This window comes from Polyangium jinanense (assembly GCF_028435265.1).
GTDB classification, from domain to species: Bacteria; Myxococcota_A; Polyangia; order Polyangiales; family Polyangiaceae; genus Polyangium; species Polyangium jinanense.
Map to the genome: position 1 here is coordinate 189,527 of NZ_JAGTJK010000019.1, position 26,504 is coordinate 216,030.

Here is a 26,504-nt window from a genome sequence, read left to right on the forward strand (position 1 = left end):
GTCAGGACGTGCTGCGCACGAAGGTCGCGATGTGCTCGGCCGTGGCTTCGGGGTGCTCGTGGTGCGGCCCGTGGCCGGCGCGCGGGTAGGTCAAGAGCTGGACCGTCGGGAGCTCCTGGTTCAGCGCGTACCAGTTCTCGACCGGGAAGATGATGTCGTGATCCCCGGCGACGTGCAGGATCGGCAACGTCGTGGCCTTCAAGGCCTGAAGGATGGGATCGGCGGGGAACAGCGGGCTCTTCGGCTTATCGCCGAGAACGGACGCGGCCCAGTCGGCGGGGACGGGGACGCTGCGATTCTCGGTGCGCTGCGCGATCCGATCCGCCGAGCGCCGCGCGGCCTCCCGGCTCGCCTGGGACCGCGGCTCGAAGAACAGAATGATCTCGTCCTCGAAGCTGTTCACGGGCTTCCCCGCCGTGTCGTAGAAGAGCTGCTCCGCGGGCTTGACGTTCGGGCCGGGCGGCGAGGTGCCGATCAGGACGGCGTGGCTCAGGCGCTCGGGAAACATGGCCACCACCACCTGGGCGGCGAGCCCGCCGAGCGACCAGCCGCTGATCACCACGCTCTTCAAATCGAGCGCCTCGATCAGATCCCGCGCGTCCTTGGCGAGTGCGACGGGCGAATAATCTTTTTCGCCCGTCGAGAGCCCGAGGCCGCTGTAATCGAATGTGATGACCTGGAAGCCACGCGCCGCCAGGGCGTCGAGGAAGGCCGGATCCCAGACGTCCATGTTGCCGCGGAAGCGCGTGCACAGCACGATCGGCTTACCCGTCCCGATCGAGCGGTAAGCGATCCGCCGGCCATTGGACTCGACGAACTGGTTGGGCGTGGTGATGGCAGTGGCCGTAGTCATGGTTGGGCTCCTTCCTGAAGCAATCAGCGAGAGAAGCGTGTATCGCAACCGAACCGGCCCAGAAACCCGACCAAAGTCGGGTGTCCATGTAAGGCTACCCGCGCCGTGACGCCGGGGATCGCCGCGCGTCGTCCGAAAGCTGCGCGGCGAATCGCACGAGCTCGGCGACCGACGAGGCCTGCATCTTCTGCATGACCTGCGCCCGCTGCTCCTTCACCGTCGTCTCGCGCGTCCCGAAATCCGCGGCGATCTGCTTGTTCAAGCGCCCTGCCACGACGCCCGCCATCACCTCGCGCTCGCGCGCCGAGAGGCTCTCGTACCGGCGCCGAAGCTCCGCGAGCCGCTCCGCCTCCTCCCGCGCGACCCGATCTTGCGCGAGCGCCTCGCGAATGGCGCGGATGAGCTCCTCGGCGCGGAACGGCTTCGTCAGGAACTCGATCGCGCCGGCCTTCATCGCGCGGACGGACATCGGGATGTCGCCGTGCCCGGTGATGAACACGATCGGCCGTGGAACCTCGGCCTCGAGCAGCCGCTGCTGCAATTCGAGCCCGCCGAGCTCCGGCAGCCGCACGTCGAGCACGAGGCAACCGGGGATGTCGTCTCGCCGCGCATCGAGAAATGCCTCCGCGGTCGGGAAGGTCTCGACCGCGAGCCCGATCGAGCCGAGGAGCCGCCCGATCCCGTCACGTACGGACTCGTCGTCGTCGACGATGAAGACCACCGGATCTTTCGAGTTCATGGCAATGCCCCGATCGCGAACGCGAACGTCGCGCCGAAGCCCTCGTTCGGGCGAGCCCACAACTTGCCGCCGTGCCGCTCGATGATCGAGCGGCTGATGGAAAGACCCATGCCGAGTCCGTTCTCCTTCGTCGTGTAGAACGCGTGGAACAGGCGTGCCTTGTCGATCGCGGGGTCGAGCCCGACGCCCGCGTCCTCGACCGCGACGTGTACGAAGTCCCCGCTCGCGCGCCGCTCGACGAACGTCCGTATCACCACGCGGCGCCGCTCCGCCGGCATGTCCTTCGAGGCCTCGGCCGCGTTGAGCATCAGGTTCAGCACCACCTGCTGCAGTTGCACCGGATCCCCCGACACCTGCGGCAGATCGGGCGACAACACCCGCTGCACGACGAGCCCCTGCCGCGCGAGCTCGGGCGCCACGAGCGGGACGACGTCGCGCACGACGTCGTTGAGGCAGCACGCGCGATGGCGTGGCGGCGAGCGCGACAAGAGCGAGCGGATCCGCAGGAGCACCATGCCTGCGCGCTCGCCGTCGCCGATGACCGCGGTGAGCGACTCGCGCACCCGCTCGAGGTTGGGCGGATCGGTGGCGAGCCAGTTCAGCGCGGCGTTCGCGTCGGCGATGATCGCCGCGAGCGGCTGATTGACCTCGTGGGCGATCGACGCCGCGAGCTCGCCGAGCGTCGTGACGCGCGAGACGTGCGTGAGGGCCGCTTGCGCGCGTTGCAGCTCGTCGGCCGCGCGCCGGCTCGCCGTGATGTCCGTCGCGGCGCCGACGATCTCGTGCTGCCCCGCGGCGTTGACGCGGGATCGGCCGACGACGCGGACGAGCTTCACGGATCCGTCCTCCATCACGAGGCGGTGCTCGTAATCGAAGGTCCCGCCGTCGCGCAGCGCCTGCCGCACGACATCCGCCACGCGCTCGCGATCGTCGTCGTGGATGCGGCTCGCGATCTCCGCGAACGTGGGCCTGGATTTGCTCGGGAAGCCGACGATCTCGCAGATGCCGTCGGACATGGTGAAGTCGCGGCGCAGGAGGTCGAAGCCGAAGGTCCCGGTGCGGCTCAAGCGCTCCGCCTCGGCGCGGTAGGCCTCGCTGCGCCGCAACGCCTCTTCCGACTGGCTGCGCTCGATCGCGATGCTCGTGACGCGAGAGCATCGCTCGAGCAGATCGAGGTCGGATTTCGTCGGCGTTCGTGGCTCCGTGGCGTAGATGCCGAACGCGCCGAGCACGCGGCCGTCGGACGAGAGCATCGGTAGCGACCAGCAGGCGCGCAGGCCGTGGGCCAGCGCGTTTGCTCGAAAGAGAGCCCCGAGCGGATCGTTCTCGATGTCGGCGATGACCACGAGCTCCCGCCGCCACACCGCCGTCCCGCACGAGAATGCGCTCGGGCCGATCGGGGTGCCGTCGATGGCGACCGTGTAGCTCCGCGGCAGGCTCACCACCGCGGCGTGCCGCAACGTCAGCCCATCCTCGTCGAGCAGGAGGATCGAGGCGCGGAGGCCACTCGAACCACGCTCCACGAGGTGCACGACGCCTTCGAGGATGGCGGAGGTCGGCTCGCCGCGGGTGATCATCTCGAGGAGGCGTTGCTCGCCTGCGGCCTGGGCCTGGGCCTGCTTTTGGTCGTCGATGTCGGTGTTCAGGCCCCACCACGCCACGACGTCGCCGTGGTCGTCGAGCACGGGCCCGGCCTGGATCTGGAACCACCGGTAGACCCCGTCGGCGCGCCGGAGACGCGCTTCCATGCGCCCCTCCTTGCCGGAGGCGCGGAACGCGGCCCACGTCTCGATGACCCTCGCGTGATCGTCGGGGTGGAACAGGTCCGTCTCCGCCCACGCCCACCCGAGGAGCTCCGCGTCGGCCTTGCCGGTGTACTCACCCCACCGGCGGCTCAAGAGCTCGAGTGATCCGTCCTGGCGGGCGCTCCAGACGAGACCGGGCAGCTCGTCGAGGATGCCGCGCAGCTCGCCTCCGGCCTGCAAGTGGGCTTCTTTTGCTGGCGAGCCGCGGTGCATCTACGCCCCCTACCCTACCTGTTTTTCTTCCCGAGCTGTACGGGATCGTCCGGATGGAGGGGGACAACACCCACCTTTGGTCGGATTTCCTCCGCCGAGGATCTCGGCCATACCCGCGCCCGTGAGCGCATACGCCACGCGAGAACCGGAAGGGACGCTCGAGATGAAGGAAGAGACGTTCGAGGGCACAGGTGGGCTGAAGATTTTCATGCGCTCGTGGCGCCCGGGGACGCCGCGCGCCGTGGTCGTGGTGGTCCACGGCTTCAAGGCCCACAGCGGCCTGTACGAGTGGACCGCGGAGCAGTTCGTCGAGCATGGGTTTGCGGTGTACGCGCTCGACCACCGCGGGCATGGGCGCTCGGAGGGCGAGCGGCTCTACGTCGAGAAGTTTTCCGAGTACGTGGACGACGTGCACACGCTCGTGCGCCTGGCGAAATCGCGGGAGCCCGGTCTTCCGGTCTTCCTGCTCGGGCACAGCGCGGGCGGCGTGATTTCGAGCGTGTACACGCTCGAGCACGGCGAGGAGCTTGCGGGGTTCATCTGCGAGAGCTTTGCGCACGAGGTGCCCGCGCCGGACTTCGCGCTGGCGATTTTGAAGGGCCTGAGCCACATCGCGCCGCATGCGCACGTGCTCAAGCTCGAGGATGACGATTTTTCGCGAGACAAGAGCTTCGTCGAGCGGATGAAGAACGACCCGCTGATCGAGCGGATGGGGTATCCGACGCAGACCGTGGCCGAAATGGTGCGCGCGGACGAGCGGCTGAAGCGTGAGTTCCCGCTGATCACGCTGCCGGTGCTGATCATGCACGGCACCCTGGACAAGGTGACGTTGCCGCATGGCAGCCAGCTTTTCCACGAGAAGGCTGGATCGAAGGACAAGACCCTCAAGCTGTACGAGGGGCATTTTCACGATCTGCTGGCCGACGTCGGCAAGGAGGACGTGCTGCGCGATATCGTCGGGTGGATCGCGGCGCGGATTCCGGGGGCGCGGGGCTAGGGCCTACAGCGCGCCTGCGACGCCGGCTCCGTGCATTCGGAACTGTTCGAGAAAGGCGCGCGCCTCGGCTTCCGTTTCGACGAACGCCACGGGCCGGATCCTGGTCGGCTCCAGGGCGCGTACGGCGCGCATCATGAGGGTCGACACGACGCGCGCCGTGAACGAGGCGCCGATGATCGCCGAGCCACGGAGGCTTTCGCGCACACCTAGGAATTCATTCGCCGCCACCGCGCGCCGCGCCTCCGTCGTGACGGTGCCCATCGCCGTGACGTCCGCCATCCAGAAGACGCCGTCCCCGGTGCGCTTGGCGAGCGCTCGGAGCACGTTGATCTGCGAGCGCATGTCCTCGCCCAGCACATCCCCTCGCATGCGAACGTAGTACAGGTCGGGAGACTCGATCCTGTGCAGGTGCGTGCCAAAGGGCTCCCATCGCTCGCTCGGTGGAACACGCATCGTTTCCCGGGACACGCGATCACGATACGCGAACACCATGCGTGAGCGTCAAAAATCCGACAGGCGAGCGGAGGCGGAAGCGGCAGCCATGCGGGACCGCCTCGCTCCAAAGGAGCTCGAAACGTTCCCCTCATCCGCCTCGCCGAGCGACGAGTCGGCACAGAACGGCCCCCGCGGCCTCCTCGCCAGGGGAGGAAGCTCCGCGGAACGCTCCCCCCGTCCTCATCGCTTCGCTAGAACGCAGCCGGGACCGTTCCCCGCTTCCTTCTCGCTTGGCGATGACGCGCCGTAGAACACTCGCTCCGTCGTCGCAGCTTGCCTACGAAGCATCCTGGAACGTCCTCCCCTTCTTCATCGTCGCGCTATGACGCACCCGGAAACGTTCCCCGCTGCCTTCTAGCTTGGCGATGACGCACCGCAGAACGTTCCCCCCATCCTTCTAGCCCGACGAGGACGGCGCCAGGAACGTTCCGACCTCGTTTCTAGCGGATTCGTGCCCACGGCGGCGGAAACGGTAGCGGAGGCGGCTACGGCCGGACGCCCTTGAACCCCTCGCCTTCCCTCCCGTAGAGTGCCCTCGCCTGGCCCACGCCGTGGCATCGCCATGCATCCGCGCCCCAGAGCCCTCCTCGTCCCCATCCTCTGGCTCGCCGCTTCCCTCCCCGGCTGCACGAGAGACGCCGTTCCGCAGGGATCAGCGAGCGCGTCGAACCCGCTTTCCGACGAAGCGCCCGCGCCTTCGGCGTCGAACGACGCCTCGAAGCGGCTCGATTGCGAATGGGTCCGCCAAAAGGACAACTGCTGGCAGACGATGAAGCGCGAGATCCGCGCCTGCCTCGGCCCTCTCCCGATCGAGGGCACGCTCGCGCGTGACCCAAAAACCTGCACGTCCTCGAATGCAGAGGTGCTCTTTCGACCCGAGGCGCCGAACGCGCCCACCTGGACCCTCGACATCGAGGTGCGCGTCGCGAACAAGACCTGCTTCCGCTATCGCGACACGGGCCCGGAGACAGGGACGAGGACGGACACGCCCCGGGTACACGTCCTCGAGGGGCCGACCGGCGCGACGATTTCGTTCACGTCGGGCATGCCCCTCACGCTCGTGTGCCCCGACGGATCGACCTTCCGCGCGGGCCCTGCGGACCTGGGCCTCGAAGGATGCATCACGGAGCGTGTCTGGGAGGGCGCGCTCCCGCTGGGCGGAGGGAACTTCCACCCCGACACGTCTCCGATCTGGCTCTCGCTCGATCCACGCTGGGGGCACGTCTTCGAGTGCGAACGCCCGACCGACTGAGCTTTGCCGGGCTGCGTCGACGGCGGTGAGCCCATCCACGGAGAGGGAGGACGACCATGGGTGACGAACAGCCGACCCTGGTATCGATCGGCGACGCGCCGGACACGACGCCGACGCGTGCGCGCTACGAGCAGGCCCTCGCAGCGACCCGCGGGGCGGAGTCAGATTCGGCCCTGCGGGAGCGCGCGGCGATCCTGTACGACTTTGCGGCGTTCATGGAGCGGGAGGACCTGGGGTACGCGAACGACCTCTGGAGACAATGCCTCGCGCTCCATGAGAAACGGGCGACGTCTGGGGCCAGGCCTTGACGCTCAACGCGATGGCGTTCACCGCCGCGCGGCAGGGCGACGCGGAGCACGCGCTCGACCTCTTGAATCAAGCCATCGCGATCCATGAACAAATCGGCAACGATTGGGGCAAGATCGACGCGCTCATCTACATGTCCTTCAGGGTCAGCGAGCACGGAGACGAGGAGCGCTCGCGCGACCTCTGGAACCAGGCCACAACATTGATGGATACGACCCAACAGCATCCGGGCTGACGGGTATGCCGCCCGATTGCATCCCGGCGTGGACCCGTGTACAGCGTGTGACATGCGCTTCCGCCCTTCGATCCTGTTGCTGTCGATCGCCCTTGCTGGATGCCGCGGCGCTGCGTCGCCGGCCGCATCTTGCGTGGAGCCCACGGAGGTTCGAGCGCTCCAGGAGGAACTCGACGCGAAAAACCGCAAGAGCCTTGCATCGGCGATCGCGGGCGCCCTGGCCACGCCGGGGTACGAGCGGATCACGCCCACCGTCGTCATTGAGTTCATCCCCGGATTGTCCCCAGAGAATCCCAGGTCCGACCGTCCTCCGCCGACGGTACTCGCCAAGGCCCCCGAGCGTGGCCTGCACGCGCAGGAGTCCATCGTGGCCACGGCGGCAGCCGAGAATGCCCCCTCCAAAATCGTGTTTGCCACGACCGAATGCTCGGCCGGGAGCTCCTGTGGTTGCGAGCTCCGCCCGGAGTACCACTTCGCCTCCGCCCCTGGCGGCCGGGTGGTGATCCTCCGCCTGAGCCCCCAGATTCACCGCGACCCGGTCTCTCAATGCGGCCCGTGCGGCTTCGGGTGCGGGATGCCGTCACCGCCGCTGAACCCAACCTCGTACGCACTGCCGGTGGACGACGTGTCGAAGGTGGACATCATCGACGTGCCTTATGAATGGCACCGCTTGAACGTGGAATGCGAGAAGATGATCCCGGCGCCTTGAGAATCCGGGTGCGCCGCCCCCGGAAGCCTGAGCATTGGTCTCATCGCGAGGCGTCGCGCCGGGGCGCTGCCCCGGGCCCCGCGGGGGCTGTTCGCCCCTCGACCCGAACCAGGGCAAGCCCTGGACCATTTGGGGAAGAACTGCGCGATGCGCAGTTCTTCCCACAGGCCGGTGGCAAGACCAGGAAGGTGCGTTGCACGCTGGCGACGGGCACGTTGCCCGTTGAACCGTCAGCGTTGGTTGGCAGGATCGTCGTTGGTCTTGACCTGGCCTGTTCGATGAACTGCGCATCGCGCAGTTCATCGACCCCGGGTCCAGCGCTTGCGCAGGCCCCGCGTCCAGGGGCGGATAGCCCCGGTGGGGCCTGGGGCAAAGCCCCAGCGAAGCGCCTACCAGATGCTGCTCCGCGCCCCTCACTCCGCGACGAGAATCCCCCGCACGGTGGACGCCTGCCCGACGCCGCTCGTCGCGATCAAAATTGGATACCCATTGTCTGCGGGCATGACGAAGCTCTTGCTCTCGCCGTCACCCAGGCTCCCGGTCTCGAGGATCGTCTTGTACATGCCGTCCTTGAACTGCATGTTGAGCTTTGCCCCGCCGCTCGCGACCACGGTCAGCCGATAGCTCGCTCCGGCCGTCCACGGGGCCCAGCTCACCCGATAGTCCCACGTCGCGTTCGTGTGCTCCAGCTTGATCATCGTGTCCGTGCTCTCGAACACGAGCGCTTGCTGCCAGGAGTCGAAGGCTCCACCGGCGCCGTTCCAGGGCCCGCGCATCGACATGCGATTGAGGTTCGTGTTCGGCACGAACTCCTTGCCGTCGCCGTCGATGAAACCGTCGGAGCTCGTCATCACGCGCAACGCGTGGGCAACGTCGAACAACTGATTCGCCACCACGCTGTCCCACTCGCCGGGCGGCTTCGTCGAGACCGTGAACTTGCTCCCGTTCTCCACGTAGATCGCGAACGGCGTATCGGTATTCCTGTCGACGAGACGGGCCCCGTAGACCTGGAGCGTCTTGATGACCTTCAGCAAACCCGGCGACGTCACCTTCGACGTATCGAAGTCCGGCGGCAGCATCAGCAGCGAGCCCATGGGGATCTGCCCCTTGTAGCCCGAGGCGCTATCGCCGTCCTCCAGGGTCGCCGGGAAGACGAAGCCGGTCTTCATTGCGGTGCCATCCAGCGACAGGGCCAGCGCGTGGTGGAACATCTCTTCCCCGTCGTCGGCTTCGTGCACGCGGATGAGACCGGCGGCGGTGCACACGCCGGACGCGCGCGCCCCCTGGGAGTAATGCGCGGGATCGCCCCAGCCCGAGCCGCCAAGGGGGGACCATGAATACATCGCCGCGGTCCAGGCGCCCGCTGCGTCTTTCTTGAGCTGCCAGAACGAATGAATGATGCCCGCCTTCTCGTCGACGATGTCCGCGTGCCCATCGCTCCCCGACGCGCCCTCGACCGAGGCGGGCCAGTGGGGGATCACCACCTCGCACGATCCGCCGACGTCGGGGCAGCTCGGGCCCGCGGCGCCGCCTTTGCCGAGCACCTGCATCGACGGGTCGCTCTCCGACGCGCGGAAGATGGTCGTCGAGAAAGCGCCTCCGCCCACCAAGGGATAGAAGGCGGGATTGGGCGTCGGCGGGATCTGGTAGTCTCCCAGGACGGGGTTCTTGGGATGGCTGTTCCACAGCGAATCGGCCGCGAAGGGTTTTTCAAAGGTCCCCCACACGCTGCCCGCGCCGGCTTCGCCGCCGGCGCCGCCCGCGCCGCCGGCTCCGCCTTCGCCCACGGAGCCCCCCGCGCCCCCATTCCCCCCGCTTCCCTCCGTCGACGAAGGTGGATTCTCGTTCGAGCTGCCGCATCCGGCGATCAAGGCATAAAGAAGGATCGAAATGGCAAACGAGCCGATGTTGCGCATGGGGGTTTGAATACCCAGCGACAAGAGGCGGGTCAACCGCGGCGCGCGACGTGAAGTGGCTCGAGGTCGAGAATCAGTAACCAGGGCCGCCTCCGCATTGCACCACCGCCGTCATACCGCAGCGGAGGTGGAATGCGGAAGCGAAGGCTGCTTGCAGCTTGACTTTCGGCGTCGCGCGGCGATCCCGCCCGTCAAACCATCGTCGACGCCGCCAGAATCGTCCACGCCTCGATCACCTGCACCACCGTGGCCGCATCCGGCGCCCGATACCCGCAAGCCGTACCGGACCGCCGTTCCGTGAACGGCACGAGCTCCGCCGCGTCCGCGCACGCCGAATTGACGAAATCAATCTCCAGGTCGAGCGGCAAAGCCGGGCGAAACGGCGAAAACGCCCCCTCGCGCGCCCGCCGCACCGCCCGCGCCGCCCCTTCACGAACACGCTCCCGCGCAGCAACCGGGGACAAGCTCCGCGCCGCATACCGGGTGATCGCCTCCTTCACCTGCACCGTCTCCACCTCGCCCAGGATCTCCCGCGCCTGCGCGCACACCGTCTGATCCCCCGTGACGAGCGCCACGGGGATCCCGAGCGCGCCGCACACGGCCGCATTGATGGCCGTCTCGTTGAAATCGCGTCCACCGACGCGGCAGCGCGCCACCACCCGACCAAAAAACGTATGGTCCAGAATGCCCGCGCGACTCCCAGCGCCCGCGTGGTACCCAACGAAAAGCGCGCAGCCGAAGCCGGGCGCGATGCCCTGCACCATCGAGAGCGGCTTCAACGAGCCCGTGACGATCTCCGCCCGCGGATCAAGCTCATCGAGCAGGAGGTTCCGCATGTCGCCATGCGAATCGTTCACGAGCACGCTCGTCGCGCCGCCTTCGAATGCGCCCGTCACGGCAGCGTTCGCCTCGTACGTCATCCACCGGCGCGCCCGCTCATAATCAGCCCCCGTCCGCCGCGTCTGGTCCACATGGACCACCCCGGCGACCCCTTCCATGTCGACGCTGATGTAGACCTGCATGCGCGGGCCTATAGCATGGGTGTCTTGTTTCTTGGGGGCCGCTGCGCTGGGGCTTTGCCCCAGGCCCCACCGGGGCTGTCCGCCCCTGGACCCGGACCAGCGCAAGCGCTGGACTCGGGGTCGATGAACTGCGCGATGCGCAGTTCATCGAACAGGCCGGTGGACTCGTTTCCGTGGAGACGTCAGCGCCGCCGGCCCGTTCGATGGCGTGGGCCGTTCAAGCGGGAAGAGCCAGTCGAGGCTCGGCGTTGCTCGCCGCCCCGACGAACCGGAGAGGGGCGTATTGCTACGGAGCGAAGGAGTACGGAATGCGTTTTGGCGAGAAGGCAAGGTTTGCTGTTTGTCTCTTGTTGACGGTCACGGCCTGTGGAACGTCGTCGCCTCCTGCCGGAGGAGGAGGCGGCGGTGGAGAAGGAAGCCAAGAGAACGGGCCCGCGAGCTCAGGCACCGGTTCGTCAACGAGCAGCGGGTCAGGCGGCCATGGCGGAGCAGGAGGCGGGGATGCGGCGTGTGTAGAAGCTTGTAACAAAGCGGCGGCGCTGATAGCCGAGTTCGGGTGCAACAGTGATCCCGGCGAATGCGACTGCAGTCCCGATTGCGCGGACGAGCTCGCGGCGTGGGTCGATTGCATGCCGCACCCCCAGGACACCTCCGCGTGCTCGTGCAACGCCGCCAATGAGCTCGACTGCGACAGCACAGTGTGCGCGGCAGAGCAACAAGCCTTCTCGGCCTGCTACTACAAGTAGGATCTCCTGCCGTAAAGGCGTTTCGCTGGGGCGTTGCCCCAGGCCCCACCAGGGGCTATCCGCCCCTGGACCTGGACCAGCGCAAGCGCTGGACTCGGGGTCGATGAACTGCGCGATGCGCAGTTCATCGAACAGCCGCACCTCCGTGGTCTTGTCACGGGCCCGTTGGAAGAACTGCGCGCAGCGCAGTTCTTCCACCAAAGGTCCAGGGCTTGCCCTGGTTCGGGTCGAGGGGCGAACAGCCCCCGCGGGGTCCGGGGCGGCGCCCCGGCGCGATGGCCCAGCGGAGATCGATAGGTGTCCTTTTTGCGTGTGCCGTGCTACCCATGGCGCCGCCATGACGAACAGCCTTTTCTACGGCTTCTTTCATCGCTTCTGTCGGCGAACGCTCGGGAGGTTCCTTTCGTGTGTCCTCGTGCTCCCCGCGGCGTTTGGTGCGTGCGGCGGCGCTGCGCCCCCTCCCTCCGCGGACGCCACGGATGCGACGGGCGGTCCCACAGCCGAAACGCCTGGCCCCCAGAAGGTATGTGAGCACCTGCATTCCGTCATTTCGCAGGAGCTCTCGACCGCCGGGCGCGGGGGGCACGAAGGCAAAGAGCAAGAGTTCATTCGGGAGTGTCTGGAGGAGGAGTCTGCTGGACGGGCTGATGGCGAGAAGCGCTGGGCAGGCCGTGCGGCCTGCTTCCTCGCCGCGAAGACGGGCGACGACGTCCTCGCCTGCGAAGAAAGCCACCCCTTTCCGAGCGTTCCCCTCGATTGCGATCGATTGCTCACGCCGGAGGATATCCAAGCGGACCTCGGCATTTCGATGAGGCCGTCAGTCGACGACGAAGAGCCGCCCTCGACGGAGAACAACTGCAGTCGAGACTTCCACGCGGAGGATGGGCGGTTCGTGATGGTTTACCTTCGATCGCACCGGACCGCGACGGAAGCCACGGCCATGGTCAGAAGGCCTCATGAGCAGGCGACGCAGGTGAAACTCCTGTCCGGCCTGGGCGACGCGGCACAACGTCTCGTGACGGACTCGTTGTGCAATGTGGCGGTGGCGAAGGGCCGCGTCACCATGGTCGTGACCCTCAATGCGCGGCAGCAGGCGTGCGCGTTCGACGCACTCGAGCGCCTGGCGGCCAAGGCGACGGCGCGTTTGCCCTGACGTCCTGCGCCCCTTCCGAGCCCACCTCCCCGCGCGCCGACCTGTCTTCGCGCCCCTTCCAAGCTCACCTCCCCGCGCGCCGACCTGTCTTCGCTCCCCTTCCAAGCTCACCTCCCCGTTCGCCGACCTGTCTTCGCTCCCCTTCCAAGCTCACCTCCCCGCTTGGGGACCTGCCTTCGCTCCCCTTCCAAGCTCACCTCCCCGCGCGCCGACCTGTCTCCGCGCCCCTTCCAAGCTCACTTCCCCGTTCGCCGACCTGCCTTCGCGCCCCTTCCAAGACCACCTCCCCGCTTGGGGACCTGCCTTCGCTCCCCTTCCAAGCTCACCTCCCCGCGCGCCGACCTGTCTTCGCGCCCCTTCCAAGCTCACCTCCCCGCGCGCCGACCCCTCGTCGCGCCCTCTCCGCGGGCACACCGCTTCATTCCGGATCGCCTCCGCTCCATTCCGGAGCGTCCTCGCCTCCGTGCCCATGTGCGTTTTGCCCTTTTCACGCGCATTTCCCGGCATTCTCCCGCTGGCATTCCCCTTGCTGGGTCTGCCTCCCGAACCCGCGGCGCGACATCCCGTCGCGTCCGTTTCCAGCGAGGTGTCTCTCCCATGTCGACGACCACCACCCCGCCAAGCTCTCCCGCGCCGAAAAAGCGACCATCTGCCGCAAGATCCACGACAACCTCGTCACCCGCGCCCAGACGGGCCCCGCCGAGCCTGCGCTCGACGCGTTCATCCTGCAGCTCGACGGCCATCACGTGAACCTCGGCAAGAACGCGGAGGCCCATTGGCTCGATGTGGTGGGTCGGCTGCGCAAGTACGTGGAGAGCCGCGCGTCCGCGGGGGACGTCAAGCGGTCGCTCGAAGGTCGGGCGCTCCTCGCTCCGCTGTTGGACGCCATGGCGCACGCGAAAGCCGTGGCCGCCGCCCGCGCGACGCGACGGTCGAAAAAGGCGGGAGAGCCGACGGCCGAGATGCCGACGGGCTAGAGCGCCCTCGGCAGCGTGCTCGCGGTTCCATGGTCTCGCCGAGGGAGAATCTCCCCGAACCGCCCCCCGGTCTCACAGCTTGCAGTAATACAAACTGATATTGTCGCAGTAGCTTCCACTACACGCCATGCCTGCCACTGCATAACCCGCAGGCACGATCGCGGGCGGATTCTCCTCGGAGAAGGCGCCGCCCCAGTAACACGGCCACAGCGGGGAACCATACACGGTCATGCACTCCAGATACATGTTGTCGCACCAGCCGCCGTTGCATTTCAGGCCGGTCACGAAGCCATTCGGGCAGATACGATAGTAGGTGCCCTCTTCCGAGAAAGAAGTCGTCCACGAATAGTTGTGGGCCGCGTTGGAAACCGTCTCGCAGAGAAGGGCCACGTTGTCGCAGTAGGCTCCCTGGCAACTCACGCCGGTGACCACCGTATTGCCCGGACAATAGGCCGGCGCCGTCTCTTCCGAGATCGCCGCCGTCCACGTGACCAGCGCCTCCTCGCTCACGCCAACCTGCTCCTCGCTCTCACACGCGACGTCACCGCTGCATTCCGGCTGCTCCGTCGCCACGCAACCCACACCCAGGAGGCCAGCGACGAGGACGAAACCAAGATGACCCACTCGAATACCCATGTATTTCACCTTTCGGTCAACGTTCGGGCGCTTCCGATGCGGTGGTCTGGACCATGGTTTCGTTCTTTTCCCACGCCGTCTACTTCGGCGTCGATGACAGAACCCATGGCGAGCCGTTCCGTACCATGTCCGCAACGGCGGCAGCGGAGCGAAGGCGGAGGCGGGAGCGGCAAGCGGGAGCGGGAGCGGCGAGCGAAATCCGGTTGTCTACCGTTTCTGAGCAAGAGGGTAGGTCGTGCGCCAGCGGCGCCTTATGGGTGTTGTCAGGCGCGGCGACCGCACTTGCTACGGATCCTTGCTCATTCTTCGGCGTAGCAGGTACGCTCTCGGGATGCGCATTCACACTTTCCTTGTCCATGCCTTCCTCGTCCACGCCTCGATCCTCGCCTTCTTCGGCTGCAGCGGCGACCCGGCCCCCACGAGCACCGGAGATTGCGGCGGGCTCGACTGCCCGTCTTGCGACGAGGTGAACCTCTTCGGCCCCAAAACCGATATTTGCCAATCGTCCGTCACCTGCGCCGCGGATGCCGATTGCGCGACCACGCTCGACGGCCAATGCGTGGTGGATCTCGGCACCTACACGGCCGATTTCTTCGCTGCCGGTTGCGTGGGCGGGGCATGCGCTTATCACGTCGTCACGGCTGGCTGCCCCGATCTCACCACGTGCAGCGATTGCACCGAGCAGGGCAAATCGCAGGCTTGCTACCTCAAGGGCTCGGCTGCCGCCTGCGCCGATTGCTGCAGGGGTTCGTCCGGGGGCACCTATGCCGTGCCCTTCTTCCAAGCCTGCGCCTGCGGTGCGGGCATGCCGTGTGAATCCGCGTGCAGCAATAGCAGGTACTGCGGCGGCCAAGGCCCCGAGACGGACACTTGCGTCGCTTGCCTCAAGGGAACGCTGCGCGACGAGGGCGCATGCGTTGCAAGCAGCGATTTCCAATCCGCGTGCATTCACGTGGAGGGAAACAGCGCGTGCAAAAGCTTGTCGCAATGCTTGGCGACGTGCCCCACGCCTTGAGCGCTCGGACCGCTGTTGAGGAAGGGGGTAGGTCGAGTGCCTGAAGCGAACGGTCGCCGCAAGCCGTGGGCGTGGCTTCTGCGGCATGTATTTCCATCGACGTGACGGTGTGTCCGATAGGTGTGCTCGCCGTGCAAAGATACTGCCGCGGCGGTGGCGTCGCGGTGGCGGTGTTCGTGCGCGAGGTCAAATGGGCGGGTTGTTCACCCCAAGCGCGCCGAGCCTGTGGTGGAGAGGCGGATCAGCCCGGCGAGGCTCAGGGGCCCTGCCTACGCCGCGGTGGGCCGCCGGGCCACGCTCGCGAGCAGCCCGACGCCCACGAGGCACGTGAACGCGCTCGAGCCGCCGTACGAGATCAGCGGCAGCGTGACGCCCACCACGGGGAGCAGGCCCATCACCATGCCGGCGTTGATCACCGCCTGCCAGAACACGATCGCCGCGACGCCCACAGCGACGCGGGCCTCGAAGCGGTCGCGCGCGCCCGCGGCGATCCGCAGCGCGGCGAGCACCAGCGTGAGGTAGAGCGCGAGCACCAGCGCCGTGCCGGCGAAGCCGTGCTCGTGCGCCCAGACCGCGAAGGCGAAGTCGCCGTGGGCCTCGGGCAGCGGGTAGGGCTCGCTCCCCGCGAAGCTCTTGGCGCCGAGGAGGCGGCCGGCGCCGACGAGCCGCAACGCGTGGTCGCTCTGGTAGCCGGTGGTCATCGGATCGGCGCCGTGAACGAACGCAGCGAGGCGCGCGCGCTGGTAGTCGTGCAGGGTGAGCAACACGGTCGCGAGGCTGCCGATCGCGCCGATGGCCAGGGTGACCCGAGCGCCGCGCGAAAAGCGCTCGAGCGAAAGAGCCGACGCGGCGATCAGCGCGAGCACCACCGCAGTCCCGAGATCCGGCTGGAGCAGCACGGGGATCAGCGTGCAAGCGAGGAGCCCCGCCGGGAGCGCGAGATCGCGGAGCGGTCGCGGGCCTTCGGCGGGACGAGAAAAGCAGCTCGCAAGCGCGAGCACGAGGCCGAGCTTGAGGGGCTCGGACGGCTGCACGTTGAGGCGCCCGAGGTGCAGCCAGCGGTGCGCGTCGTGGACCCCCGACGCGGCGAACGTGGCGATCGTGGCGAGGATCAGCGCGCCATGAATCAGCAGCGATCCGCGGTCCTGGAGCCGGCGGACATCCGCGCGCGCGACAACGAGCGCCGCGGCCGAACCGACGATGAGCCACGCGAGCTGCCGGGGCCAGAGTGCGCTTTGCTCGGGGAGGGCGAGCCCCGCCGAGCGCACCGTCGCGAGCCCGATGGCGGCGAGCGCGACGGCGGCGCCGACAACGACGAGGAGGGGACGGTTTCGCACGGCGCGGATCATCGGGAGCCTCTTTCCTTGCCGGCGAAGTAGGCGCGCAGCGTGTCGTCCGCGATGGCGGTCGCGACGCGGTGATCCGCGAAGGACCGGCCCTGGACGAGGACGACGATGGCCACCTCGGGGGCGTCCGCAGGCGCGAAGCCCGCGAACCAGCCGTTCGTCTCCGGCATGCGGATGGGGCGCGCGGGCGGCTCGTCGTCCGGTGGAGCGTCCTCCGCTTCGATGTAGGCCGTGGGCATCAGGAAGAGCTCGCGCGAGTCGGACGCGCCTAGAGTGCCGGCCACGTTGGCTTGCAACCCGCGAAGCTCGCTCGCACGGGCGCGCAGCGCGGCGCGGACCCGCGCGAGATCCGCGGCTTCCACGTCCACCTGCCGCGCGGGCGCTGGCACGTCGCTCACGACGATCTGCGGCGTGCGCACGGTGCCGCCGTTCGCGAGGGCCGCGTAGGCCACCGCGAGCTGGATCGGCGTCACCCGCACGACGCCTATCCCGATCGCGGCGTTGAGGCTGTGGCCCGCGCGAAAGGGGCCCGGATCGGCGCGCTCGAACCAGGCGCGGCTCGGGACGAGCCCGGCGAGCTCTCGGCCCATCTCGATGCCGGTGGGCGCGCCGAGGCCGAATCGCCTGGCCTCGCCGACGATGGCGTCGAGCCCGAGGCGCGCGGCTTGATCGTAGAGCCACACGGAACAGTTCTCGACGAGAGCGTGATCCAGATCGACCCGACCGTGGGTGTGCGTGCAGCGGAACAACCGGAGCCCGAGGGGGTAATAACCCTTGCACTCGACCGAATGCTCGGCGGCAGCGCGATCCGAGGCGAGCGCCGCCAGCGCCGTGAAGGGCTTGATGGTCGAGCCCGGCGGCTCACTCTCCAGAAGCGCGCGGTTGAGCTCGGAGCCCGCCGGGACGGCCACGCCGCGATCGAGCAGGTTGGGATCGAACGCGGGGCGTGACGTGATCGCGAGCACGCGGCCGGTGTGCACGTCGATCAGCACCGCGGCGCCTTTGCGCTGCTCGTGGCGAGTGAACGACTCGTCGAGCGCGCGCTCGAGATCCATGTCGAGCGTCAGCGTCACGTCGTGCCCGGCGCGCGGCGCCTCGCCCGTGGGCGCCACCGGGCCGACGATCCGCCGCGACGCGGCCACGAACGCGTGGCCCGGCGAGCCGCGCAAGGTGCGATCTCGCGCGCGCTCGACGCCGGTGCGGCCGACGCGATCCCCCGGCAATTTGCCTGGATCTTTCGCGATGTCGGCCGGCGAGACCTCGTTCATGTACCCGATCGCGTGCGCGCCGAGGGGGCCGAACGGGTAGCGCCGCCCCGCTCGTTCGACGAGCTTGATCCAGGAGAGCGCGCGGTCGTCGCGGATCGCCTGAAGTCGCTCGGGATGGACGTCGCGGCGCACGAGGAGCAACTGGTCGCGCTTCGCTGCGGGCACAGCGTCGAGCTTCTGGCGGAGGCGGCTCTGCTCGTCATCGCTGAGGCCGAGCGCGGCGGCGAGGCGGGGCACCTTCTCCTCCGGTCGGGCGAGCATCCGATCGGGGACGACGTAGGCGTCGACGGCGACGCGATCCTCGGCGACGACGCGGCCGCGCGCGTCGCGGATCACCCCGCGGCTCGGCGCGAGGCGCACTCGTTTCACGCTGGCAGCTTCGAGGCGGGCCGCGTGCTCTGCGCCGTGCACGATCTGCAGGTGGACGCCGCGAGCCGCGAGGCCGAGGAGCGCCGCGCCGACGAACCACGACATGCCTCGCACGCGGCGTCCGAGGTGGGTGTGTGCGTCAGGGGCGCTCGTCGCCTCGTGGACATCGGGGATCGGGGCGGTGTCGTCGGGCATCACGGTCCTCCGTACATCGAGGGGTCAGCACGCGTCGTGAGAGCAAAGAGGAACGCGGCGAGGGCCCGCCGGTCTTCCCCTTCGTAGCGGGCGAGCGACGCGTCAATTCCGCGAATCGGACGGTGTCCGACACGTGGACGACTGGGGGTGCGGAGGCGGAGGCGGAGGCGCGTGCGCTTGCGCGTGCGGAGGCGGAGGCGGAGGCGGAGGCGGAGGCGCAAACGCAAACGCAAACGCAAACGCAAACGGGGGCGGGGTCAGGCGAGCGAAAACTCAACGACCAAATGTGGAATTGGTTCGTCGAGGGAAAACCCACGATCCACCCCGAATGGGGCAAGGGGGGTTGGAATGGGAGCCGTGATCCTGGGGTGAGAAGGTGTTCCACAGGCGTCGCCGGCCTCCGCTCCCCAGAACCAACCTCACCCCCAACCCCCTCTCCGCGCGGCGGAGAGGGGGCGAAAGGCGCTGGCTCAAGCCGAAAACTCCCTCCCTCTCCACTGTGTGGAGAGGGAGGGTTGGGGTGGGTGAGGCCTCCTGCGCACTCGAATGACCAGCCCCCCCGCGGCAACTCATGGCTCCGTGGAGGTGCCGCATGGTGCACGGACGAACGGTGCGAAACTTCTGGTGTGGTGCGTCGGGGGAAAAGCGGACACGTGGCGTTCTCGCCGCCCTTGGCTTCTTTTCCGCGGCGCTGCTCCCTGCGTGCAGCGGTTGCCAGGTCGAGATCGAGCGCAGCACCGCGACGCATGCGGACGGCCTCTATCGCCACCTCCTCGTCGGAGGAACGGAGCCCGACGGCGCGTTCGTCCTGGCGCTGCACGAGCGCGCGCCGGGGGATGAAGAGCTGGTCCTGGTCTCGCTTGCAGAGGGCGAAAAGCGCACCTGCTCGCTGGGCAAGGCAGCCTGGTACACCACGCTCCAGCCGCAACCCCCCTGGTACGGCGATGACGAGCCGTCCGTCGACCCTCGCCCGGCACGTATCCTGACGCTCGAAGGAGACATCGGGGCCAAGAGCGGGGACCTGCTCATCTTCGATGCGTCCTGCGTGGAGCGCATGCGCGTGCCCTCGGTCGAGGGCTGGTTGTGGCCGCTCTACGGCGCCCAGGGCAAACACGTGGGCTACGCCGCGCGGACGACGTCCGGGAAGGTCGTGACGATCGATCCCTGGGCCGGCTCGGTGCACACGATCGCCGAGAACGTGAGCTTCTCGACCTACATGCTCGACAAATTCTGGCTGATCGAGGGCGGGAGCGTGGTCGTGCGCGATCGCGATGGGAAAACGTTGCAAACTGCAGGCTCGGGCGTCACCGAGCTCGCGACGTATTCCGGAGACCAGGTGGCTTATGTGGATGCGAAAGGCCTCTGGGTGCTGAAACTGGGCGATCCCGAGCCCACGGCCATCCCCACGGCGGCCGCGCCGTGCAAACCCGAGTACTTCTACACGGGCTCGATACAGCTCGCCTACCGGGACGACTGCGCGGCCGGCGTGCTCGCGGTCCGGGACCTGACGACCGGGGACACACGCGTCCTCTCCGATAAGGTCACGTCCACGCGTTTCCGCTACGACCCTTCGATGTCGTGGATCTTCTTCGAGCGCGAGGAGCCTGGGAAGAAGCGCGAACTATGGGCCGTCCCGGGGTCTGGCGAGCCCGTGCTCGTCGGGACGAATCCGAGGCCCAACTGGTATCCTGGGCGGTCCGCGGCGGGCTTTTTGTTCGACCTCGATCACGACGGCGCGGCCGGCACGCTGGGAACCTGGACGCTGGAGGGCGGTTTTTCTCCGCTCCTCGAGAACTCCGCGGGGACATGGGGATGGAACAGCCAGTATTTCACCGCGCTCGCGGACGTGCAGGAGGATGTCGGGACTTTCGTCGTGTACGACAGCCAGACGGCGGCCGAAGCTCTCCGGGTCCCGCGCGTCCACGGCTCGACCCCGACCTTTGCCCGCCAGGTGGCCGCTCTCGGCTACGTCCACGACTGGGACGACGCGCTCGGGGCAGGCACCCTCGGGGTCTGGATCCCCTACAACGGACAGCAGATCGACGTCGATACGGGCGTCACCGAATTCACCGAGATCTTCTGGCCCGAGCCCGGCATCCTCTACGCCGTGCGCGCGCCCGAACGCGCGGGCCTCTGGACAGCCTATCCGGACCTCTAGGCATCGGCCCGCGCGCGCCACGTCGGGGCCACGACCCCGTGGCCCCCCGAAAGCACACCCCCGCCTCCTGCGCACTCGAATGACCACCCTCCCCGCGGCAACTCATGGCTCCCGTGGAGGTTTCGCATGGTGAACGGACGAACGGCGCGAGGGTTCTGGTGTGGTGCGTCGGGAGAAACGCGGAGACGGGGCGCGCTCGCCGCCTTCGGCTTCTTGGCCGCGGCGCTGCTCCCTGCGTGCAGCGCTGAGGTCGAGATCGAGCGCAGCCCCGCGATGCACGCGGACGGCCTCTATCGCGGGCTCTTCGTCGGAGGATCGAAGCCCGACGGGACGTTCGTCCTGGCGCAGCACGAGCTCGCGCCGGGGAATGAGGAGCTCGTCCTGGTCTCGCTCGCAGAGGGCGAAAAGCGCACCTGCTCGCTGGGCAAGGCATTCTTTTACCACACGGCCCAGCCGCAACCCCCTCCCGAGTTCGGCGTGAGCGAGCCGTTCGTCGACCCTCGCCCGACACGTATCCTGACGCTCGAAGGAGAGCTCGGGGCCGAGAGCGGGGACCTGCGCGTCTTCGACGCGTCCTGCGTGGAGCGCATGCGCGTGCCCTCGGTCGAAGCGCCGGTGCAGATCATCGGCGGGTCCACGCCCCGCGCCTACACCGCGCAGACGACGTCCGGGGAGGTCGTGGTGATCGATCCCTGGGCCGACTCGGTGCGCACGATCGCCGAGAGCGCGAGCTTCTGGCAATACCGGCAGGACAAGTTCTGGTTGATCGAGGGCGGGCGCCTGGTCGTGCGTGATCTCGATGGGAACATCTTGCAAACCGCGGGCGAGGGCGTCACCGAGGTCGCGGTCCCGTATTCCGGAGACGAGGCGGCTTATGTGGATGCGACGGGCCTCTGGGTGCTCGAGTCGGGGGACCCCGGGCCCATCGCCATCCCCACGACGGCCGCGCCGTGCAAACCCCAATACGGCTTGGGGGGGGCCCCGCTGAAGCTCATATACCGGGACGACTGCGCGGCCGGCGTGCTCGCGGTTCTGGACCGGGAGACGGGGGACACACGCCTCTTCTCCAGCGGGGTCACGTCCGCGTATGCCGCGAACCACATTACGATGTCGTGGGTCTTCTTCGAGCGCGAGGAGCCTGGGAAGAAGCGCGAGCTCTGGGCCATCCAGGGGGCCGGCGAGCCCATGCTCGTCGGGACGAATCCGAGCCCCACCTGGTTTGCTTGGCCGCGCAAGGAGGACTTTCTGGTCGAGCTCGATCACGACGGCGCGACCGCCACGCTTGGAAACTGGACGCCGGAGGGCGGTTTTGCTCCGCTCCTCGAGAACTTCTGGGATGGATGGGCAGGGATGAAGGGCTATTTCCCCACGCTCACGGACCCCGAGGAGGATCTCGGGACGCTCGTCGTGCTCGACACGACGACGCTGACCGAAGCGCTCCGGATCCCGGGCGTCCACCGCATGACCCCGGACTTTGTCACCCAGGGGCGCACCCTCCGCTACATTCACGACTGGGACGACGCGCTCGGCGCAGGCACCTTCGGGGCCTGGGTCCCCGCCACCGGAAAGCAGCTCGACGTCGATACCGGCGTCACCGAATCCGGCGAGCTCTTCTGGCCCGAGCCCGGCGTCGTCTACGCCGTGCGCACGCCCGAACGCGTGGGCATCTGGACAGCCTATCCGGAGCTCTAGGCATCGGCCCCCGGCGCCCCCTTCCATGATGCGCGGGCCTATAGCATCGTCGCGCCCCCGCCCCCCATGAGCGCCCTCTCCGCCTTCGCCTTCTACCCCGTCTGGGCCCTCGCCCTCCTCGTCGGGTTCGTCTCGCTCCGCCTCGGCCGCTCGCGCGGCTACGCGCTCCCGCTCCTCTGCTTCGCACAAGGCGTCTGGGTGACCGGCCTCGTGCTGTTCGCGACGCCGAACACGAGCCACATCGCCGAGCGCGTGCTCCCGTCGGGCATCGTCCAGGGCGCGGGCTTCATCCACGCCGCCGAGGCCCTCGCGGGGAAGCCCCGGCGCAAGCTCGTCGCGGGCGCCTGGATGGCCACCGGCGCGTTCGCAACACTCGGCGCCGCGGCCCCTCGCCTCTTCTACGGGCCCGGCGCACGCGGCATGGGGCCGGCCTTCGTCCCCTTCGCCGCCCTCGGCGTCGCGGCGGCCGTGGCGATGCTCGCCTACCTCGCGGCCCGCGCGCAGAGCGCTGCCGGCGATGAGCGACGCGCCCTCGTCACGCTGCTCGGCGCGGCGGTCCTCGGCTGCCTCGGCGGCGGCGGGGCCATCAGCGCCTTCATCCTCGGCATCGGCCCCCTCTGGATCGCCGCCCCGCTCATGCTCGGCTCGACCTTGCTCGCCGCGCACGCGACGCTCGGCCGCGAGCAGGGCAAAGCAAGGGCCCTCGTGCGGAGCGGCATCGTCTACGCCGTCATCACAGCGAGCGTCTCCACGGTCTTCGTCACGGCGTACGCGTTCGCCCTGCCGTACCTCGTGCCGGCGCAGGGATCGACGATCACGTTCGTCGCCGCCGCGCTCGCCGTCACCTTCTTCGCGGCCCTCCCGGTCGATCCGCTGCGGCAGATCGTCGTCGACGGGATCGGCCGGCGCGTCGCCGAAAACCCCATCGGCGTGCGTGACCTCGCCGAGGCCGTCGATCGCAGCGAAGCACGCGCGGACCAGGCCGAGCGGCTCGCCGAGATGGGTCGTATCGTCAGCGCCGTCGCCCACGAAATCCGCAATCCCCTCGGCGTCATGCTCGCGCAGGCCAAGATCCTCGAGCGCCGCGGCGCCGACCCCGAGACCCTCGCCGGGCTCCGGCAAGAAATCGCGAACGCCCGGCGCTTCCTCGACGATCTGCTGCGCTACGGCAAGCCCCGCCCGCTCGATCTCGCCGTCGCCCCGGTGCTCGCCGAGGTCACACGCGCCGCCGAGGCCGCGCGCGCCGCGTTCGGCGACCTCGCCGCGCCCGTCGACGTCACCGGCGACGCCACGCTGAGCGCCGAGCTCGACCGCGCGGCGCTCGGCGACGTGGTGAAGGTGCTCGTCCACAACGCGCTCGTCGCCCTGTCGACCGCGGACGCCGGCGGTCGCGTCACCGTCGACGTCGCAAGCGAGGGCGACGAGGCCGTCGTACGCGTGACCGACGACGGGCCCGGCGTCCCCGTCGAGATCGAGCCGCGCCTCTTCGAGCCCTTCGTCACGGGGCGCGGCCGCGACGCCTCGCACCCCGGCACGGGCCTCGGCCTCGCGATCGCGGCGCGCTGGACCGAGCGCCACGGGGGCTCGCTCCGCCACGAGCGTCCAGGCGCCAGCGGCGCGCGCTTCATCGCCCGGTTTCCGAGGACGGCGCGCGTGGTCAACGCCGCCCCCATGGAGCAGACTCGCGCCCGATGAACCGATCCTCCGCCTCGATTCTCGTGGTCGACGACGACGCCGGCTTCCGGCGCGCCTGGCGCACCCTCCTCGAAGCGGAGGGCCTCGTGGTGCTGGAGGCCGGCGCCGCCGAGCCGGCCCGCGCGACGTTCCTCGCGAAGCGCCCGCGCCTCGTCCTGCTCGACCTGATGCTGCCGCCCTCGGGCCTGCCGAAGGAGGGCGCCGCGCTGCTCGATGTGTTCCTCGCGGCCGAGCCACGCGTGAAGGTCGTGGTGGTGTCGGGGACGGGCGAGACGCAGCTCGCGCTCGATCTCGTGCGGCGGGGGGCCTACGACTTCATCGAAAAGCCGGTCGACCCCGATGTGCTGCTCGCCGTCCTCGCGCGGGCCCGGGCGCGGCTCGATCTCGAGGATCGCGTCACCGAGCTCGAAGACAGGCTCGCGGCGACGGGCGAAGCCGGCCTGCTCGGCAGCTCTCCGGCCTTCGTCGAGGCGCTTTCCATTGCCGAGCGCGCCGCGCCGGCCGATCTACCCGTGCTCGTCACCGGAGCATCGGGCACCGGGAAAGAGCTTTTCGCCCGGCGCGTGCATGCGCGGAGCCGCCGCCGCGAGGGGCCGTTCGTGGCCGTCAATTGTGGGGCGCTCGCGCCTTCGCTGCTCGAATCGACGCTCTTCGGCCACAAGAAAGGCGCGTTCACGGGCGCCATCGCGGACGGGCGTGGCCTCTTCGTCGAGGCGGACGGCGGGACGCTTTTCCTCGACGAGATCGGCGATCTCGAGCTCGCGCTCCAGGTCAAACTCCTCCGCGCGCTCGAATCGGGCGAGGTTTTGCCCGTGGGCGCCGGAAAACCGGTCCGCGTCGACGTCCGCATCGTGTCGGCGACGCATCGGCCGCTGGAACAGATGGTCCGCACGGGCACCTTTCGCGAGGACCTCTACTGGCGCATCCGGGGGATCGAAATCACGCTGCCGAGCCTCGTCGATCGGACCGGGGATCTCGCGGTCCTGGCGCAGCATTTCCTCAACGAGGCGCGTGCGCTCGTGCCGGGCGCCGGGCCCACGACGCTGTCGAAAGAGGCCCTTCGGCGGCTCGAAGACCACGATTGGCCGGGCAACCTCCGCGAGCTGCGGCATGAGATGCAGCGGGCCCTCGTGATGGCGGCCGGCCGCTCGGAGATCCTCGAAGCGGACCTCTCCCCGGCGCTCCGTCGCTCGCGGTCGGCAGCGGCCATCGAGGCGCCCGCGGAGGACACGTCGCTCACGCTGGAGCAGAAGATCGAGCGCCTGGAGCGCGCAGAGATCACGCGTGCCCTTGCCGAATGCCAGGGCAACCGGAGCCAGGCCGCGCAGCGGCTCGGGCTGTCACGCCAGGGTCTGCTGAACAAGCTGGATCGATACGGCCTGCGCTGACGGAGGCGCTATCCGCGCGCTCCCCTCGGCCGGCCGGGGCGGGTCCAGCGCTCGAGGATCACCGCCGCGACGAGCGCGAACGGTGCGAGGGACGGGGTGAGCACGAGGCCCAGCACGAACCCGAACCACGCCCCCTGCAGGGGCTCGCCCTCCCACAGGAACAGGAGTGCGAACGTCACGGCCATCACCCCGAAGTAGCCGAAGACCGCAGCCCCGGCGAGCGTGAGGGTGCGTGCCTTGCGGAGGTCTCGGGCCAGCGCGCCGAGCAGCCCTCCGACGAGCGCCGCGGGCAGGAGTGCGGCCAGCAGGATGCGCCCCAGGAACGAGACCGTTTGCTGGTGCTCAGCCCTATCCGCGCCGACGGTGTCTCCGTACGAGAAGGTCCACAGGGCATAAAAGACGAGGTAGGCCACGAGCGTCGCCACGCCGAGCGCGACTCCCTTCCAGACCTCCGACGTGACGCGAATTCGTCCCACGGTTCCCTCCCAGGTTCCTTTTGCCCCGCGGCGCATCGCAAAGGCAGTGCCACGCCGGTTCTCCCGGGATTCGCTCGCGAGCGCGGGCCGCGATGTCCAGCCGTTGGAGGGAGGTGTCCACGCGCTGGACAGTCGAGCTTGACGGCAGGTCGCGTGGAGAGCGGCTGGGCCGCGGCGCGCGGCCTCGGAGCGGGTTGGCATCACGCTTGCGATGTCGACGCGGCATGACGTCCACGAAGCCCCACGACGCTCTCCCCCTCGGAACCCTTCTCGGCCGCGCCGTCACGGTGGTCTTCGCCGTGGCGACGCTCCTCCTCGTGCTCGTGATGTTCGACTTCCGCATCCCGTACAAGCCCGGCTTCGGCCTGATCATCGTGGCCACGCTGCTCGGCCTCGGGGCCTCGGTATGGTGGCTCGGGGGACTCGCGGGGCGCGCCATCGAGCAGCGCGGGGGCGCGGCCGTGGCATGGGGTCCACTCGCCGGCCTCGCAACCCTCGCGATCACCGCATTTTCACTCGCGTTGGCGAGCGCCGCGCAGATCGAGCACGACCGCGGATTCAGCCTGGCGCAGGCGGCGTGGGATTATTTCGGCAAGCCGTTCGTGTTCACGATGGCCTACGGAGCCATTCCGGCCGCGCTGATCGGGCTTCTCTGCGCCGGCGCGATTCACGGCGCCATCACCCTGATGCGCAGGGCGCCCCTCGAGGACGCGCCCTGAGAGGCGCTTCGCTGGGGCGTTGCCCCAGGCCCCACCAGGGGCTATCCGCCCCTGGACCCGGACCAGCGCAAGCGCTGGACCCGGGGTCGATGAACTGCGCAACGCGCAGTTCATCGAACAGGCCGAGTC

The 26,504-nt window shown here is 68.8% G+C and carries 23 protein-coding genes; 13 read left to right on the forward strand and 10 right to left on the reverse strand.

From position 1 onward, the window contains the following. Position 1 precedes the first annotated feature (1 nt). The 3 genes from KEG38_RS29620 to KEG38_RS29630 form a co-directional block, all read right to left on the reverse strand. Positions 2–853 (reverse strand): alpha/beta fold hydrolase, encoded by an 852-nt coding sequence (locus KEG38_RS29620; RefSeq protein ID WP_272423257.1) that lies wholly within the window; start codon positions 851–853, stop codon positions 2–4. Between the two features lie 94 nt (positions 854–947). After that, a complete protein-coding gene (locus tag KEG38_RS29625; protein ID WP_272423258.1) occupies positions 948–1,592 on the reverse strand; it encodes a response regulator transcription factor in 645 nt (214 codons plus the stop codon). Then, positions 1,589–3,610: a PAS domain-containing protein gene (locus KEG38_RS29630; protein ID WP_272423259.1), complete on the reverse strand. Its 2,022-nt coding sequence runs from the start codon at positions 3,608–3,610 to the stop codon at positions 1,589–1,591. The genes KEG38_RS29625 and KEG38_RS29630 overlap by 4 nt, the downstream gene beginning before the upstream one ends. Positions 3,611–3,773: 163 nt before the next feature. Here KEG38_RS29630 and KEG38_RS29635 point away from each other — a divergent pair, with 163 nt between their 5' ends. Then, a complete protein-coding gene (locus KEG38_RS29635; RefSeq protein WP_272423260.1) occupies positions 3,774–4,607 on the forward strand; it encodes an alpha/beta hydrolase in 834 nt (277 codons plus the stop codon). A gap of 3 nt (positions 4,608–4,610) precedes the next feature. Here the strand turns inward: KEG38_RS29635 and KEG38_RS29640 are convergent, their stop codons facing one another. Beyond that, positions 4,611–5,060 carry an STAS/SEC14 domain-containing protein gene (locus KEG38_RS29640; protein ID WP_272423261.1) on the reverse strand — a complete coding sequence of 150 codons (450 nt, stop codon included), beginning with the start codon at positions 5,058–5,060 and terminating at the stop codon, positions 4,611–4,613. A gap of 604 nt (positions 5,061–5,664) precedes the next feature. Here KEG38_RS29640 and KEG38_RS29645 point away from each other — a divergent pair. Genes KEG38_RS29645 through KEG38_RS29660 form a run of 4 tightly spaced genes read left to right on the forward strand, consistent with a single transcriptional unit; the run spans position 5,665 to position 7,604 of the window. Then, entirely contained in the window at positions 5,665–6,354 is a 690-nt protein-coding gene (locus KEG38_RS29645; RefSeq protein ID WP_272423262.1) for a hypothetical protein, read from the forward strand. A 56-nt stretch (positions 6,355–6,410) separates the two neighbouring features. Beyond that, positions 6,411–6,662: a hypothetical protein gene (locus tag KEG38_RS29650; RefSeq protein WP_272423263.1), complete on the forward strand. Its 252-nt coding sequence runs from the start codon at positions 6,411–6,413 to the stop codon at positions 6,660–6,662. Beyond that, positions 6,659–6,895: a hypothetical protein gene (locus tag KEG38_RS29655; RefSeq protein ID WP_272423264.1), complete on the forward strand. Its 237-nt coding sequence runs from the start codon at positions 6,659–6,661 to the stop codon at positions 6,893–6,895. Before KEG38_RS29650 ends, KEG38_RS29655 begins: the two co-directional genes overlap by 4 nt. Before the next feature lie 52 nt (positions 6,896–6,947). Beyond that, on the forward strand, positions 6,948–7,604 hold the full coding sequence (locus KEG38_RS29660) for a hypothetical protein (RefSeq protein ID WP_272423265.1): 657 nt from the start codon (positions 6,948–6,950) through the stop codon (positions 7,602–7,604). A gap of 413 nt (positions 7,605–8,017) precedes the next feature. On the opposite strand, the gene KEG38_RS29665 is transcribed toward KEG38_RS29660, so the two are convergent. After that, on the reverse strand, positions 8,018–9,520 hold the full coding sequence (locus KEG38_RS29665; RefSeq protein WP_272423266.1) for a hypothetical protein: 1,503 nt from the start codon (positions 9,518–9,520) through the stop codon (positions 8,018–8,020). Positions 9,521–9,711: 191 nt separating this feature from the next. Further along, a complete protein-coding gene (locus KEG38_RS29670) occupies positions 9,712–10,542 on the reverse strand; it encodes a M55 family metallopeptidase (protein WP_272423267.1) in 831 nt (276 codons plus the stop codon). Between the two features lie 1,083 nt (positions 10,543–11,625). On the opposite strand from KEG38_RS29670, the gene KEG38_RS29675 reads away from it, so the two are divergent. Both KEG38_RS29675 and KEG38_RS29680 read left to right on the forward strand, forming a co-directional pair. After that, positions 11,626–12,441 carry a hypothetical protein gene (locus tag KEG38_RS29675; protein WP_272423268.1) on the forward strand — a complete coding sequence of 272 codons (816 nt, stop codon included), beginning with the start codon at positions 11,626–11,628 and terminating at the stop codon, positions 12,439–12,441. 746 nt (positions 12,442–13,187) lie between these two features. Then, on the forward strand, positions 13,188–13,418 hold the full coding sequence (locus tag KEG38_RS29680) for a hypothetical protein (protein ID WP_272423269.1): 231 nt from the start codon (positions 13,188–13,190) through the stop codon (positions 13,416–13,418). 72 nt (positions 13,419–13,490) lie between these two features. Here KEG38_RS29680 and KEG38_RS29685 read toward each other — a convergent pair whose 3' ends face one another. Next, positions 13,491–14,054 (reverse strand): hypothetical protein, encoded by a 564-nt coding sequence (locus KEG38_RS29685; protein ID WP_272423270.1) that lies wholly within the window; start codon positions 14,052–14,054, stop codon positions 13,491–13,493. 331 nt (positions 14,055–14,385) lie between these two features. Between KEG38_RS29685 and KEG38_RS29690 the strand changes: the two genes are divergently transcribed. After that, entirely contained in the window at positions 14,386–15,069 is a 684-nt protein-coding gene (locus KEG38_RS29690) for a hypothetical protein (RefSeq protein ID WP_272423271.1), read from the forward strand. 269 nt (positions 15,070–15,338) lie between these two features. Here KEG38_RS29690 and KEG38_RS29695 read toward each other — a convergent pair whose 3' ends face one another. Both KEG38_RS29695 and KEG38_RS29700 read right to left on the reverse strand, forming a co-directional pair. After that, positions 15,339–16,406 (reverse strand): FtsW/RodA/SpoVE family cell cycle protein, encoded by a 1,068-nt coding sequence (locus KEG38_RS29695; RefSeq protein WP_272423272.1) that lies wholly within the window; start codon positions 16,404–16,406, stop codon positions 15,339–15,341. A gap of 8 nt (positions 16,407–16,414) precedes the next feature. Next, the gene (locus KEG38_RS29700) at positions 16,415–18,247 is read right to left on the reverse strand and encodes a penicillin-binding transpeptidase domain-containing protein (RefSeq protein WP_272423273.1); all 1,833 of its coding nucleotides are present in this window, start codon (positions 18,245–18,247) and stop codon (positions 16,415–16,417) included. A 592-nt stretch (positions 18,248–18,839) separates the two neighbouring features. Between KEG38_RS29700 and KEG38_RS29705 the strand changes: the two genes are divergently transcribed. From KEG38_RS29705 to KEG38_RS29720, 4 genes are all read left to right on the forward strand, one after another. Then, positions 18,840–20,405: a hypothetical protein gene (locus KEG38_RS29705; protein WP_272423274.1), complete on the forward strand. Its 1,566-nt coding sequence runs from the start codon at positions 18,840–18,842 to the stop codon at positions 20,403–20,405. Positions 20,406–20,531: 126 nt separating this feature from the next. Then, a complete protein-coding gene (locus KEG38_RS29710; RefSeq protein ID WP_272423275.1) occupies positions 20,532–22,097 on the forward strand; it encodes a hypothetical protein in 1,566 nt (521 codons plus the stop codon). A gap of 66 nt (positions 22,098–22,163) precedes the next feature. After that, positions 22,164–23,792, forward strand: coding sequence for a sensor histidine kinase (locus KEG38_RS29715; protein ID WP_272423276.1), 1,629 nt, complete (start codon positions 22,164–22,166; stop codon positions 23,790–23,792). Further along, positions 23,789–25,180 carry a sigma-54-dependent transcriptional regulator gene (locus tag KEG38_RS29720; RefSeq protein ID WP_272423277.1) on the forward strand — a complete coding sequence of 464 codons (1,392 nt, stop codon included), beginning with the start codon at positions 23,789–23,791 and terminating at the stop codon, positions 25,178–25,180. The genes KEG38_RS29715 and KEG38_RS29720 overlap by 4 nt, the downstream gene beginning before the upstream one ends. Positions 25,181–25,188: 8 nt before the next feature. Here the strand turns inward: KEG38_RS29720 and KEG38_RS29725 are convergent, their stop codons facing one another. Then, positions 25,189–25,656, reverse strand: coding sequence for a hypothetical protein (locus tag KEG38_RS29725; RefSeq protein WP_272423278.1), 468 nt, complete (start codon positions 25,654–25,656; stop codon positions 25,189–25,191). A 224-nt stretch (positions 25,657–25,880) separates the two neighbouring features. Here KEG38_RS29725 and KEG38_RS29730 point away from each other — a divergent pair, with 224 nt between their 5' ends. Then, complete coding sequence (locus KEG38_RS29730) at positions 25,881–26,375, forward strand: hypothetical protein (protein ID WP_272423279.1); 495 nt, start codon at positions 25,881–25,883, stop codon at positions 26,373–26,375. Positions 26,376–26,504: the final 129 nt, after the last annotated feature.

Bases quoted from the DNA above. Each gene is read 5' to 3' on its own strand.
- KEG38_RS29715 (WP_272423276.1), top strand. From the start codon at position 22,164: ATGAGCGCCCTCTCCGCCTTCGCCTTCTACCCCGTCTGGGCCCTCGCC.
- KEG38_RS29635 (WP_272423260.1), top strand. From the start codon at position 3,774: ATGAAGGAAGAGACGTTCGAGGGCACAGGTGGGCTGAAGATTTTCATG.
- KEG38_RS29620 (WP_272423257.1), bottom strand. From the start codon at position 853: ATGACTACGGCCACTGCCATCACCACGCCCAACCAGTTCGTCGAGTCC.
- KEG38_RS29720 (WP_272423277.1), top strand. From the start codon at position 23,789: ATGAACCGATCCTCCGCCTCGATTCTCGTGGTCGACGACGACGCCGGC.
- KEG38_RS29660 (WP_272423265.1), top strand. From the start codon at position 6,948: ATGCGCTTCCGCCCTTCGATCCTGTTGCTGTCGATCGCCCTTGCTGGA.
- KEG38_RS29690 (WP_272423271.1), top strand. From the start codon at position 14,386: ATGCGCATTCACACTTTCCTTGTCCATGCCTTCCTCGTCCACGCCTCG.
- KEG38_RS29730 (WP_272423279.1), top strand. From the start codon at position 25,881: ATGACGTCCACGAAGCCCCACGACGCTCTCCCCCTCGGAACCCTTCTC.
- KEG38_RS29670 (WP_272423267.1), bottom strand. From the start codon at position 10,542: ATGCAGGTCTACATCAGCGTCGACATGGAAGGGGTCGCCGGGGTGGTC.
- KEG38_RS29705 (WP_272423274.1), top strand. From the start codon at position 18,840: ATGGTGCACGGACGAACGGTGCGAAACTTCTGGTGTGGTGCGTCGGGG.
- KEG38_RS29645 (WP_272423262.1), top strand. From the start codon at position 5,665: ATGCATCCGCGCCCCAGAGCCCTCCTCGTCCCCATCCTCTGGCTCGCC.
- KEG38_RS29630 (WP_272423259.1), bottom strand. From the start codon at position 3,610: ATGCACCGCGGCTCGCCAGCAAAAGAAGCCCACTTGCAGGCCGGAGGC.
- KEG38_RS29710 (WP_272423275.1), top strand. From the start codon at position 20,532: ATGGTGAACGGACGAACGGCGCGAGGGTTCTGGTGTGGTGCGTCGGGA.
- KEG38_RS29700 (WP_272423273.1), bottom strand. From the start codon at position 18,247: ATGCCCGACGACACCGCCCCGATCCCCGATGTCCACGAGGCGACGAGC.
- KEG38_RS29685 (WP_272423270.1), bottom strand. From the start codon at position 14,054: ATGGGTATTCGAGTGGGTCATCTTGGTTTCGTCCTCGTCGCTGGCCTC.
- KEG38_RS29675 (WP_272423268.1), top strand. From the start codon at position 11,626: ATGACGAACAGCCTTTTCTACGGCTTCTTTCATCGCTTCTGTCGGCGA.
- KEG38_RS29650 (WP_272423263.1), top strand. From the start codon at position 6,411: ATGGGTGACGAACAGCCGACCCTGGTATCGATCGGCGACGCGCCGGAC.
- KEG38_RS29640 (WP_272423261.1), bottom strand. From the start codon at position 5,060: ATGCGTGTTCCACCGAGCGAGCGATGGGAGCCCTTTGGCACGCACCTG.
- KEG38_RS29625 (WP_272423258.1), bottom strand. From the start codon at position 1,592: ATGAACTCGAAAGATCCGGTGGTCTTCATCGTCGACGACGACGAGTCC.
- KEG38_RS29665 (WP_272423266.1), bottom strand. From the start codon at position 9,520: ATGCGCAACATCGGCTCGTTTGCCATTTCGATCCTTCTTTATGCCTTG.